At 47.9% G+C, this 12,088-nt stretch carries 14 protein-coding genes and 1 pseudogene; 5 read left to right on the top strand and 10 right to left on the bottom strand.

Features of this window, described 5'->3' with window-relative positions; translation table 11 throughout:
• Nucleotides 1–328: 328 nt before the first annotated feature.
• Together holB and tmk are read right to left on the bottom strand one after the other, a co-directional pair.
• Nucleotides 329–1,282, bottom strand: a complete 954-nt coding sequence (holB, locus tag MiSe_RS16105) for a DNA polymerase III subunit delta' (protein WP_226581557.1) — start codon at nt 1,280–1,282, stop codon at nt 329–331.
• A 32-nt stretch (nt 1,283–1,314) separates the two neighbouring features.
• Complete coding sequence (gene tmk, locus MiSe_RS16100) at nt 1,315–2,076, bottom strand: dTMP kinase (protein ID WP_226581549.1); 762 nt, start codon at nt 2,074–2,076, stop codon at nt 1,315–1,317.
• Nucleotides 2,077–2,245: 169 nt separating this feature from the next.
• Here tmk and MiSe_RS16095 point away from each other — a divergent pair, with 169 nt between their 5' ends.
• A complete protein-coding gene (locus tag MiSe_RS16095) occupies nt 2,246–2,608 on the top strand; it encodes a hypothetical protein (RefSeq protein ID WP_226581539.1) in 363 nt (120 codons plus the stop codon).
• Nucleotides 2,609–2,648: 40 nt separating this feature from the next.
• On the opposite strand, the gene MiSe_RS16090 is transcribed toward MiSe_RS16095, so the two are convergent.
• The 4 genes from MiSe_RS16090 to MiSe_RS16075 form a co-directional block, all read right to left on the bottom strand.
• Nucleotides 2,649–3,074, bottom strand: a complete 426-nt coding sequence (locus MiSe_RS16090) for an FHA domain-containing protein (RefSeq protein ID WP_226581530.1) — start codon at nt 3,072–3,074, stop codon at nt 2,649–2,651.
• An 81-nt stretch (nt 3,075–3,155) separates the two neighbouring features.
• A complete protein-coding gene (locus MiSe_RS16085; protein WP_226581521.1) occupies nt 3,156–3,626 on the bottom strand; it encodes an FHA domain-containing protein in 471 nt (156 codons plus the stop codon).
• A gap of 118 nt (nt 3,627–3,744) precedes the next feature.
• Entirely contained in the window at nt 3,745–6,243 is a 2,499-nt protein-coding gene (locus MiSe_RS16080; protein ID WP_226581620.1) for a heavy metal translocating P-type ATPase, read from the bottom strand.
• A gap of 581 nt (nt 6,244–6,824) precedes the next feature.
• Nucleotides 6,825–8,396: a CPBP family intramembrane glutamic endopeptidase gene (locus tag MiSe_RS16075; protein ID WP_226581517.1), complete on the bottom strand. Its 1,572-nt coding sequence runs from the start codon at nt 8,394–8,396 to the stop codon at nt 6,825–6,827.
• 117 nt (nt 8,397–8,513) lie between these two features.
• Here MiSe_RS16075 and MiSe_RS16070 point away from each other — a divergent pair, with 117 nt between their 5' ends.
• Both MiSe_RS16070 and MiSe_RS16065 read left to right on the top strand, forming a co-directional pair.
• Nucleotides 8,514–8,735 (top strand): DUF8778 family protein, encoded by a 222-nt coding sequence (locus MiSe_RS16070; protein WP_226581504.1) that lies wholly within the window; start codon nt 8,514–8,516, stop codon nt 8,733–8,735.
• Complete coding sequence (locus MiSe_RS16065; RefSeq protein ID WP_226581501.1) at nt 8,693–9,055, top strand: type II toxin-antitoxin system PemK/MazF family toxin; 363 nt, start codon at nt 8,693–8,695, stop codon at nt 9,053–9,055. Before MiSe_RS16070 ends, MiSe_RS16065 begins: the two co-directional genes overlap by 43 nt.
• Nucleotides 9,056–9,278: 223 nt before the next feature.
• Here MiSe_RS16065 and MiSe_RS16060 read toward each other — a convergent pair whose 3' ends face one another.
• Nucleotides 9,279–9,542, bottom strand: a complete 264-nt coding sequence (locus MiSe_RS16060; protein ID WP_226581498.1) for a peptide ABC transporter substrate-binding protein — start codon at nt 9,540–9,542, stop codon at nt 9,279–9,281.
• Nucleotides 9,543–9,658: 116 nt separating this feature from the next.
• Here MiSe_RS16060 and MiSe_RS16055 point away from each other — a divergent pair, with 116 nt between their 5' ends.
• Complete coding sequence (locus tag MiSe_RS16055) at nt 9,659–9,895, top strand: helix-turn-helix domain-containing protein (RefSeq protein ID WP_226581495.1); 237 nt, start codon at nt 9,659–9,661, stop codon at nt 9,893–9,895.
• A gap of 80 nt (nt 9,896–9,975) precedes the next feature.
• Here MiSe_RS16055 and MiSe_RS16050 read toward each other — a convergent pair whose 3' ends face one another.
• Nucleotides 9,976–10,296 carry a helix-turn-helix domain-containing transcriptional regulator gene (locus MiSe_RS16050; RefSeq protein ID WP_226581492.1) on the bottom strand — a complete coding sequence of 107 codons (321 nt, stop codon included), beginning with the start codon at nt 10,294–10,296 and terminating at the stop codon, nt 9,976–9,978.
• A gap of 62 nt (nt 10,297–10,358) precedes the next feature.
• On the bottom strand, nt 10,359–11,702 hold the full coding sequence (locus MiSe_RS16045) for an RNA-guided endonuclease InsQ/TnpB family protein (RefSeq protein WP_264196515.1): 1,344 nt from the start codon (nt 11,700–11,702) through the stop codon (nt 10,359–10,361).
• A 63-nt stretch (nt 11,703–11,765) separates the two neighbouring features.
• Between MiSe_RS16045 and MiSe_RS16040 the strand changes: the two are divergent.
• A pseudogene (locus MiSe_RS16040) lies at nt 11,766–11,873 on the top strand (transposase); the annotation flags it as partial.
• On the opposite strand, the gene MiSe_RS16035 reads toward MiSe_RS16040, so the two are convergent.
• Nucleotides 11,866–12,030, bottom strand: a complete 165-nt coding sequence (locus MiSe_RS16035) for a hypothetical protein (RefSeq protein WP_226581486.1) — start codon at nt 12,028–12,030, stop codon at nt 11,866–11,868. The pseudogene MiSe_RS16040 and the gene MiSe_RS16035 overlap by 8 nt on opposite strands.
• Nucleotides 12,031–12,088: the final 58 nt, after the last annotated feature.

Below are 12,088 nucleotides of genomic sequence, written 5' to 3'. Positions count from 1 at the left end.
ACAAACTCAGCCCCAAGGGCTGTATTCCACCAAGTCACAATCTGCTGTAATGCTGCCGCTTGACAAACTCAGCCCCAAGGGCTGTATTCCACCAAGTCACAATCTGCTGTAATGCTGCCGCTAGACAAATTTGCCAAAAGGCTCTACCTGACTCGAAAAGCAATCTGCTGTAATGCTGCCGCTAGACAAATTTGCCAAAAGGCTCTACCTCACACGAAAAGCAATCTGCTGTAATCGGAAGTTGCTCCCGCAGGGTTCAACTTCCGCTGGCTGAAATTTTTTTCCAATCTGGATTCCAGCGATTTGAGCTAAAAATAGTGTAATTGCTCTACAAAGCAGCAGCTTGACTCATTTCCATCAATGTCACTTCCCAAACTAAGCGCGGTTGAGCAAATTTTTGCAAACACTTCCGCGCTTTTTCCAATTTTTCTATAATTGCCCTATCTAAAAATTGCTCCCAATAGCAATGCTGCAAGTAATCTATTAACCACAATTGCGCTTCGGTATCCAAGTTTTTATCAATTTGACGCGCTAATTCTAAGGCTTCGCGCAGTTTTTTCGGAGGGTGTTTTACTGCTTCGATTAATTCAGCAGGAATTGCTTGCAATTGTTCCATTGATGCGATCGCTTCCCCCGGACTCCCCTGGGCGATCGCTACTATCTCCCCATGCTCTAAAATCTCCCCATGTCCCTTCTCCCTCAGCACCTGCGTCATCGCCTCTGTGGTTAACCGATAAAACGGTATCCTCTGACACCGCGATACCAGTGTGGGTAATAATGATTCCGCCGAGGGTGCAATTAATATTATTGTTGCTCGTCCGGGTTCTTCTAGGGTTTTCAGCAACGCATTTGCCGCCGCTTCTGCCATAGTTTCGGCTTGTTCTAATACTACGAGCGATCGCGGTGCCATCAAGGGCGGACGACTCAGAAATTGGGTGATTTCTCGCACTTGTTCTAAACGAATCGAGGGCGGAGCCTTGCGTTTTAACCCTTTTTGTGCTGCTTCCGCCGCCGATAGTCTTTCTCCGTTGTGCAAATAGGTTGGTTCCACCCACAACAAGTCGGGATGGTTACCCGCAGAAATGCGTTTTTTCTCCTGTTCCCGATTGGCTGGCACTTTAGCACAAAATAACTGTTCGATAAAACACCGTGCCGTCAAACTCCGTCCCACTCCATCCGGCCCAGCAAACAGATATGCTGGTGCTATGCGGTCAGCTTCAATCGCCTGCAAGAGCAACTGCACCGCCCGATCTTGTCCTATTATTTCTGTAAAAGAATTCATCCCCGCGCCGTCTGACAATTACCAATTACCAATTACCAATTTGGATACCATTCTGACAACCGCTTCTCGACAAGAATCCGTATTTGCTCTTGTACCGACTCCTGGCTAAGGCTGGCATCTACCCGCGCGATCCGGGTTGGATAAGCTTTGGCTAAGGCTGTGAAGCCTTCTTGCACCCGCTGGTGGAATGTTAAATCGGCTTGTTCCATACGGGTAATTTCTTTTTGTTGCTGCTTCCTCGCCAAACCAACAGCGGGGTCGAGATCTAGCCATAAGGTTAAATCGCTTTGTAAACCGCCGGTAGCAATTTGGTTGAGTTGTTCGATTGGGGAGAGGCTTAAACCTCGTCCGTAGCCTTGGTAAGCGATAGTAGAGTCGGTGTAGCGATCGCACAACACAATCGCTCCTCTAGCTAACTGGGGTAAAAGCACTTCTTCTACATGCTGCGCTCGATCTGCTGCGTATAAGAATAACTCTGCCCGTTCGTGAATCGATAGGTGAGGGCGAACCTCTAACAGCAGGCGTCGCAGTCCTAACCCTAATTCGGTTCCCCCAGGTTCCCGCGTCACCACTACCTCTTGGGCAATACCCGCTGCTTTTAAGCGTAACAGCCAGCCGCTATCTTGCAACCATTGCCCCAGTCGCCGCAGTTGAGTCGTTTTGCCGCAGCCTTCTACCCCCTCGAAGGCGATTAATTTGCCCTTTTGGGCTGAAGTAGGCTTAATTTTTTCAGTACAAGCCACATTCTCTTTCAAACTGGTTGATGCTAATTCAGCCGAATTTTCTGGCAACATAATGGCATCTGGTAGTCAGCATTACATACCACAATTTGGTAAAAAGTGCGTAGATCTCTGGATAGAGGTAAAGGACTGGTTATGGCGATCGCTTGCAAATCGGATCAAACCTCTAGGCTGAGGTTGGGTATTATAAGAGGGTCTTGGAGTTGCAAGCCCGAGGTGTTCCATGGCTCGCTATACTTGTTCCTATACAATTGCCCTTCCCTTAGATCGTCTTCGGCAGTCCTTGGTAGATGTTTTAAAGACCTGTCCTGTAAATATCATCTATGAGACGGGTGATTATTTGATGGCGCGGGAGATTCCCGGTAAGGTTTCCTATGCCAAGCTGGTGACGGTAGAAGTTTTGCTAGATCGCACAACGGCTACAGAAAAAGAGACTCGCATGAGTTTGGTGATGAAAAACGAAGAATTACCCCTACAGGTTAACAACCATTGCCACCAGATGTTTGATCTGATGAATCAGGCAATTATCGAAAATCGCCAATGGCAATTGGTTGAAACTGTAGCAGGAGAGTTGCCAACTATTTAGTCAAGGCAGACTTCGATTAAGTTGGGTGGAGCAAAATTATCTACTCTTCCGAATCGTCATCTAACATACTCGGGTTAATCAAGGTGATATCAAAGGGATCGAGGGGTCCCGACGGCTGGGTATCGCGTCTGAGTTGGTAATATTTGGCTCGCACTTGGGGACCGAAGACAATCTCGTCTTCGTTTTCCAGGTCGTGAGCAGCCATTCGCCGACCGTTAATTAACAGACCGTTGGAACTGCCTTTACCTTTGGCATCGCCATCAACAATTCGGTAATAGTGAGTGCCATCTTGCCTGGGTAGGCGTACCAACGTGGCATGTCGGCGCGAGACAAAATGGGAGACGAGGCGAATATCGCACTGTGGATCCCGACCAATCGAATAGACCGGGGCTTTTAGTACTACTTCCTTGCGTCCTTTATCGTCTTCAACAATCAACAGATGATTGTGTTCTTGTGGTACAGGCATTGAAGAATCTCTCTTGGAACAAGTTTAAAAACAGCGGTTAACTCAATGTTGAATGTAGCAGTTGCTCTTAACGTTATTGAGTTATATCTGACCGGGAGTTGGCTGACTCTTCGCTGGAGATTGTTCTTCTACAGTTTTTTCTACCATAGCGGGATCGATCAGCGTCACATCAAATGATGGGTCTGGCAGCGGTGCTGACGAGGTGTCTTGGCGCTGCATGTGCAGATAGGTAACCTGCACGTTAGACCCGAAAACAATTTTGTCGTTATGTTTCAGGATACGAGCGCGGATTTTTTGACCGTTAATTGACAACCCGTTAGTACTATACTTGCCTTTTCCATCACCATCGATAATTTGGTAGGAGTAGCTGCCATCTTGATCGGGTAAGCGAAGCAAAGTCGCATGGCGATTGGAGACAAACAAAGACTCCACGCGGATATCGCACCTCTTACTCCGCCCCAGGGAATAAGCAGGAGCTTCTAGAATAAACTCCCTTTGTCCCTTATCGTCCTCAACGATCAATAGATGTTTTTGATAGTTTGGTGAAGTCATCGAAGCATCTGTAATGCGAGGCGGAATCAGCGTGTCTTTGTTTGAATCATAACAGGCACAATCAAAGCGAATCCGATTGACAATGCCTGTTAACTTACCGACAATTTGGCGATGGCAGTTAGGGGGTCAACTCCCGTGAAGACCGACTTTCGCAGCCATTGACAGGGATACACAAGGGATTGGTGCGGCGCAGAAGCAGAGAATTGGTAACAACGCTGACCGAACTAAAGGCCATCATTGCACCCGCACCTGCTGGAGCGAGAACGATGCCCCAAGCCGGAGCTAAAATACCGGCGGCTACGGGAATTCCCAGGGTATTGTAGGCCAATGCCCAAAATAAATTTTGGCGGATTTTGTTGACAGTCGCACGGGAGAGCCGAATCGATTCGACAATGTCGGTGAGGCGCGATCGCATCAGGATAATCTGAGCGCTTTCAATAGCCACGTCGGTTCCCGCTTGCAGAGCAATCCCCGCATCCGCTTGTGCCAGTGCCGGTGCATCGTTAATCCCATCACCAATCATAGCGACTCGGTGACCCCCGGTTTGCATCTGTTGGATCGCCGCTACTTTGCCATCTGGACGGACGTTTGCTTTAACGTCTTTGGCATCAAGTCCTAAAGTTTGGGCGATTGCCACTGCCGCTTCGCGCCGATCTCCTGTTAAAATCATCACCCTTAATCCCATCTGCCGCAGGCTATCCACTGTTGTTTTAGCATCTGGTCTGAGAGCATCTGTAACCGCTATTACCCCTGCTAGCCTGCCTTCTACTGCCACGTATACTACTGTTTTACCAGCCAAAGCTAGCCCCTGCGCTTGGGCTTTTACCGCTTCGACCATCGAGACACCCTGCTGCATTAACCAATCTTCACCTCCCACCAGCACTTGCTGACCTGCCACCGTGGCAGATACCCCCAACCCTGCTTCGGTATAAAAGTCTTGTGCCGCTGGGATGGATAATCCCTTGGCTTTAGCTTCCTCCCCAATTGCCGTTGCCAGGGGATGGCAAGTGCCGCTTTCTGCCGCCGCCGCTAGTTGGAGTAATAAGGACGCGGTGACGCCAAGACGCGGTGACGCGCTGACATCTTTACTCGCCGCGTCTCCGTCTCTCCGCGTCTTGGCGTCTTCCCCATGCCCGATGCCCTCAACTGGTATGCAATCTGTAACCGTAGGTTTACCTAGAGTCAGTGTGCCGGTTTTGTCAAATACGATGGTATCGAGTTGCCGTACTCGTTCTAAGACATCGCCGCCTTTGATTAATATTCCTCGTTCTGCGCCGATGCTAGTGCCGACTAAGATAGCCGTCGGTGTGGCAAGTCCCAAGGCGCAGGGACAGGCAACTACTAGGACTGCGATCGCTAGCTTTAAACTCAACAGCAGGGGTGATGGATGCAGCGTCATTTCCATCCCCATTCCTCCATGCCCCATTCCCCATGCCTCATGCACGACATCAGGCCACAGGTGCGTCCCGATAAAATACCAGAAGACAAAGGTTAAGGCTGCGGCTGTCATGACGCCGTAGGTAAAGTAACCGGCTACTGTATCCGCCAGTTTCTGTACGGGGGCTTTGCGCGTTTGCGCTGCTTCCACCAGTGCCACAATCTGAGCAATGGTTGTATCTTTACCCGTGCGAGTCGCCCGCAAGACGATAACGCCCGACTGATTTAGCGTTCCGGCGGCGACTAAATCTCCTGGTTGCTTTAATACCGGCATCGCTTCCCCAGTCAGCATCGATTCATCCACCGTTGTTTTACCTGCCACGACTTCGCCGTCCGTGGGGATTTTTTCTCCGGGTAAAACCTGCAACCATTCTCCTATCCGCACAAGGTCTGCTGGAATTTCAATTGCCTGATGTATCGATGTTTCATCTACAACCTTGTCCCTAGTAGTTTTGACTAAGCGCGCGGTTGTTGGCTGTAGCGAAAGCAACGCTTCAAAGGCTGATGCGGCTCGTCCCCTCGCCTGTTGTTCCAAGGTTCGACCCAAGAGGATAAAGCCCAACAACATCACGGGTTCGTCAAAGAAACATTCCCAACCCAATTGGGGAAACAGTAAAGCTACGACGCTAGTGGTATAAGCGGTTACAGCCCCCAATCCTACAAGCGTATTCATGTTGGGTGCTAGCCGTCGGATGCCCCAAAAACCATCTACAATGATGGATCTACCTGGCCCTAGTAAGGTTGCGGTTGCTAACCCCCAGTGAAACCAGAACGGGGTAAGAATTGAAAAGTGTTGACCCAGATGCCCCAGTCCGGATAAAACAATTAAAGCACCAGCCATTATCAACCGCCAAATAGTAGCTTTGATTTCCCGGCGGTGACGTTCTGCGGGGGTGATGTAATCTATTTGATTGGTACTCCCATAACGGGGTTGAGTGGGAAACCCGGCAGATGTAAGTTTTTCAGCTAATGTAGCGGGTTCAAGCCTACCAATTTCGTACTCAACAACTGCGACCTCGGTTACCAAATTGACGCAGGCTGAAATAACTCCAGGATTTGATTTTAGCTGTTGCTCTACAACCTTGACGCAGCCAGCGCACCTCATGCCTGCTACATCCAAAGTGGTTGTATCGGTGGATAATATTGGTTGAGCGATCGCGTTAGCGTGCCTCTGGCCGATCGCCGTCTGCGACAATACGGGATGAGAAGATTTCTTGACTAATTCCAACACTTCGCTTGCCTACTCTGTTTCTTGTTTCTTTTTCCAAGGTAGGCTTTGGCTCGCGCGATCGCCTCTATCTCGCTAAGTTTTTTAAACTATCGTTTATAACTGTTAATATTCCAGCCGCAGTCAGTATGTGATGATACTTTGTTGCATCTATCAAAAGCTAGAAATATTAACTTTTTTAGTGAAAAACGCTGTTTTATTGCTTCTGCTTCTACCTTACAGGACTGAGGCACGACGAACCTAGAAACCCGGTTGCTTGCCGCGTACTCTGGTGACAAAGCCATGATTTTTCACAGAAACAAAGGTGATGGCCGCGTACTCTGGTGACAAAGCCATGATTTTTCACAGAAACAAAGGTGATGGCCGCGTACTCTGGTGACAAAGCCATGATTTTTCACAGAAACAAAGGTGATGGCGCCCTACTCTGGTTGCAAAGCCATGATTTTTCACAGAAACAAAGGTGATGGCGCCCTACTCTGGTTGCAAAGCCATGATTTTTCCCAGAAACCCGGTTTCTTTGCCTAAGTCCTGCCTTATTTAGCCCCACTACCTAAGATAAATAGACTCAACAAAGTGCCGCTATTCCACAAACTGTGGAGTAGCATCGGAGCTAGTAGGTTGCGCGATCGCGTATAAACCACCCCCAGCACGATGCCCAATGTCGTCAGGGGCAGTACTTCTGACAAACTCAGGTGAGCAACTGCAAACAGCAAGCTACTCGCCCCAATTGCGCCCCAAACTGGCAGGTAGCGCGTCAAAGATGGCAGTAAAAATCCCCGGAACAGAAACTCTTCAAACAGCGGCGCCGCAACGGCTGCTGTCAAGAAAAATATCAATAAAGCCACCCCATCTTGACTCTCTAGCACCAAGGGCAACAAAGGATTACTCCCTCCCTGTCCACGCCAAACAAGCTGGTTAATCAACGATACTAAAATCACCAGCGGCAGTGCGGTTAAATAACCTCCCAAACCCCACCACAACCAATTGCCGCTCAAATCGATTTGAAACCACTTTTCTGGCTGTGGTAACGGTAAAAAAGGCTTGAGCGAGAAAAACAGCACCAATAATCCACCCAGCGCCACCAAAACATAACTCGCCAGCACGTACAAAGACTGCCCCCGCACGTCGAAGGTAGAAGCTTTGACTTTTAGCAAAAAGAATGCTAATGGAACCAGGATTTGACCCATCAAGAAAAAGCCGACAACGAACACTTGCCAAATCGTCTCGGCGTCCCAGGGAGTTGACCAGGGGAGATTCTCATTTTGCGCCAACAGAGAATCTTTGCCCTTGACCAGTCGCTGACCCACTAGAAAAATTAGCAGTCCGACGCCAATTAAAAACCCTAAAGTTGGGACAGCACTGACAACGGCTAAGTTCAAAACCGCTTGCTCGGCTATTTCCCGTTCTGCGGCGATCAGCTTAGAGAGCGCATCCTCGCGTTGCTGTAACTGGTAAAGTCGGGTTAACGCCTGGTAGCGGAACCATCCATCTAACTGCTTGTTAATCGACTGCTGTGCATCTGGAAGCAAGCGGGGGGGACTGCTCCACAAACCAATCAAAACTGTAGCGGTTTTGGCGGCGGGTTCTGCATTGGGTTGAGTTTGAACTCGCTCTTTAACATCTGTCCAAGTCTTTAACGCCGCCTCGGTTTGTCCTTGCTCAACCTGTAAAATTCCCAGCCGCAAGTCTAGCTCGTTAATCAATTGTTGCGTTTGTTGAATGGAAGCCTGCAAGGGTGCTTGCTTGGCAGAAATCGATGTTTGAACGCGAGTGGCTTTGAGGGGTTTCTTTGGGGTGGGTGAAAGCTTGGTATCTTGCTGTTGCAGTTGTTGTAGCGTATTTTGGGCAGATTGGCGTGCCTGTTCGTATTGCTTAGTAGCCGCTTTGAGCGGTTCAACCCCAATCAGGGTTTCCCGTGCTGACTTGAAATCGACTCCTTGGGCGGTTTCACCTTGCCACTCGGTAGCGTGGAGTAGCAAATTGGTTTGATACAGTTCCAGGCGACTTTGAATCTGAGGCTGATTCCAACTCGCTATTAAAGACAAGCTCAGGATAAACAGTATCGCAATGGTCAGTACGCCTAAAATAAACCGCTTCAGTGTCATCTGGATCTCCGCACGCTCACCCTACCATTGAAGCTTATTGAGGGACGAATGGCTTACCTACAACCGTTTCGTCAGTTGTTTGCTCTATACTACTAATAGTATGACTTATAGTAGCAAATGGCTAAAATCTCTATTTCAATACCAGATGAATTGCTAACCTACATCGACCAAAAGCTAGAGAACCGCAGCGCTTTGATTGAATTGCTCTTGCAACAATGGCGGCGGCAACAGGAAGATGAAGCTTTGGCGCAAGCTTGTAAGTTGGTTGATGAATTAGGTTTAGGCTCTGATGAGGAATGGCAAACTCTAGCGCTCGCGGATTGGGAAGCATCTGGGTAGTCAGATTCGAGCCATCTGTGGGTACGGAAATCAGAAAAACTCGACCCGCTTTGGTTATTTCTGGTTCTGCATTTAATGCCCAACGTAGCAAGGTAACCGTTTTACCTTTTGCTTCAGCTCGTGCCAACGATCCTCGCATTTCTCCGGCTATGGTATTTGTGCCGTCATCAGCAGAAAATGGCTTAGCGGTGGATAGTTTACTGGTGTGCGTTGACCCCATGACATTTGATAAGTCGAGATTAGTACAACGATTGGGTCAATTGGAAACTGAACTGATGACTCAAGCGCAGGCGATTTTGCGTCAATATTTGCGGTTGTAGCATTCTGGTTCTGGATCTTATTCCAAAATAGCTTCGATGTAGCCAGCAGCATATTCAGAGTTTTTGAGACGTGCAATCAGGGACTCGCGGTAGCTATTATCGGTGGGCATTTTCTCTTGTCCTAATGTTGAGGTAATGGTGCGTTACACTTCGTTAACGCACCCTACAAACTCTAAAAAATTAGTAGTTCTTTTCAGTTTGGAGAAATGGGAAGTCTTCTGTTTCAATCCACAAGAACATAGCGGATCAAACTTCGCATTAGCTTATTGGGAGTAAAGGCAGGTAACAGCCTCGACCATTCTTTGACCTCGGCAAAGCGACATTTATACAGCGCGTGAACAATTTTGTCAATACCCTTTGCTGAACCAATGACTAGGATCAGCACAGGTTCGCGGTCTGGTTCAGCAGGCGCAGCAGTTAGCTGTAAGGCAGATGATGTGGGAATCTCTTGGACATCTTTGGCAGTAAAAAGCCTGGTTTTAATCATAGCGGTTGACCTGATTGGTAGAAATAGTTGCTAATCGTCAACTATGACAAGTGTACCGCATTGGGTGACAATCAGCATCGTTTACGAGTACGAGACTCTCTGACACAATCGGGAGCATGGGAAGAGCAGGTAAAGCCCTCAAACAGGTGTTGGCGGCATACGATATCAGTCAGTATCAATTGGCGGCAACAATGGAGATCGATCGCTCAAACATCAGCCGTTGGGTAAGTGAAGAACGAGATCCTTCGGCTGAGGCGGTATTTGCGATTAAGAAAGCATTGAAAGTACTGAACCCGGACGCTGCTAGGGAATTCGTCTGGTTATACCTGGAAAATGGAGAGCAAGATAGTTAGGTGATGACCTATAGGGGATGGGATTGTGGGAGCGATCGCGATCGCTTCACGCGCAATGGGTGCGCCAGCACGTATCGCTCTCAATCCCCACTTTTTGAATTATCTGATTTAACCGTAACCGTTAACTTTAATCCTAGTTTATCCAGCCAAAGTGCCAAGTTATAAATTTCAGCACTTCCTTCTACCGAAAGAATACGGTCTAATTTTTCCAAATGAAGCTTACCTTGCTCTTTTGGCAGATTCATTTCTCCAAGTGCAAGGGCTACATCTTGTAGAGCATCTTTGAGCAATTCTGGTTCTGGATCTTCTTCTTCCAAAATAGCTTCGATGTAGCCAGCAGCATATTCAGGTTTTTTGAGACGTGCAATCAGGGACTCGCGGTAGCTTACACTTTTAGGCATTGTCTTAACTCCTTTGACACTCCCCGACCTGAAGGTACGGGGATTCTTAAGATCTTACGGTCTTAATATCCTTGTTGCCAAGGTTCCCAGGCTCGCCAATGACAGTCACGAAGACGTGGCGATTTCTCCTTACAGTATTTTGGGCGTTTAGCGGTCTTATCCGCAGGTTCCGTCGAGTCCCGGCGTACCATTTCTAATGCTCTGTCTCGGATGTTTTTCGCAGCAGAAATATCAGCATGTGCGAAAAATCCACAGGCTGAACAGATGAACTTTTCGCCATCGCGGTTACTGCCGTCAATATGTCCACAATTTCTGCATTCAGTGCTGGAATGCTTCGGATCAACCTTGATTGCGATCTTTCCCCTCTTTGCAGCGAGATACTCAATCTTCAAAATTAATTCATTCCAAGCAGCATCAGAGATAGCGCGATTTAACCCCTTTTTTCTGGATTGTCCATTCGGTAAAAACCTCCCACTTTCTTCATCTTTCTTCACCCGACAGCGACGCAACATGCCAGAAACGTTCAAGTCTTCCAAGGCAATAGCATCCACTCGTCGGGAAACAATAGTATTAGCTACCCACCATTGATAAGCTTGTCGCTTATCGCTGATTTTCTTATGCAGGCGTCCAACTTTTCTGGACGCCTTTTTTCGGTTGTTGCTACCTTTAATTTTCCGATTAACCCGTCGCTGCCTAATCTTCAGCAGATGCTTGGTCTTTTTATTGTTTCCTGCCCTTGGATTTTCAAATTGATGCCCATCAGAAAGATGTACTAATTTGGTGATACCCAGATCGCATCCAATAACAGATCTGACTTCAGTTAAAGATTTAGCCACCAGGTATGGTACGGTTTTATCCTCAATTCTGAGCGATACATACCATCCGTCTTGTCGTTGCCGGATCGTCGCTGCTTTGATGATAAAACCGTTTGGAATAGGTTTGGAGTTGTAGAATCGCATCCAACCTAACTTGGGTAAATAAATTTTGCTTCCCTGGGTTTTTACCCCCATCGCGTATGTAAACGAGGTGAAGTTGCTGCGATTCTTGAATTTAGGAAACCCTCTACCTTCAAAGAAGTTTTTGTATGCAATATCCAGACGTTTTACGTTCTGTTGCAAAACGGTTGAATCAATCCCGGCATACCAAGGTCTAGCTGCTTTTAGTTGCGGCAATGCCGTAATTTGAATATCGCCAGCGCTGCGGCGGGGGTTTTTAGCAGTTTCGGTGTCTTTCCACGGTTCTCCCGTCGCACCGTTCTTGCTGACAAAACAAGTTAACGGACAAGCTTCGGCACGGGTTCTGATATCGCAGTAATCTCCTTGGATGAATTGCTGGCTGTAGTGGGTAATTCTATCGTTTAAGCACCAATTGTAATGGCTTCGCAACATGTTAACCCAGGATGCCATTGTCACTGATTGAGTTGTGTTTGGCCTCAGCTTGTAGGCGTAGCATGTCAGCAAGATTATCACCTGCCCAGTCTTTGGACGCATTCTTACTTCGTATCTACTGCTGGTAACGTCAGCAGCGAAACTGTGAGGAAATATATTGAAGAGCAGCGCCATCACGATACTACTTGACGGGACTTAAAAGTCCCGGTCGCACTACATCCCCCGCGTAAACGACGGGGGTTTTGTGCTTCTCGTTCTGTTTGATAAAAGGAATTGTACCGTTTGGTGTTACGTAACGTTGAATATCCTTGGGTTGTGCTTGCATTATCAACGGTTGTAGCTGCAAGGGAATTTTATCCTAATCGGTCTATGGGAAGTCTCCGATTCAGTGCAGCTGCCCAAAC

It is taken from the genome of Microseira wollei NIES-4236 (genome assembly GCF_020521235.1).
Lineage (GTDB): Bacteria > Cyanobacteriota > Cyanobacteriia > Cyanobacteriales > Aerosakkonemataceae > Microseira > Microseira wollei.
Note: the sequence above shows the minus strand (reverse complement) of the source record. Positions and strands in the feature narration are given on the sequence as shown.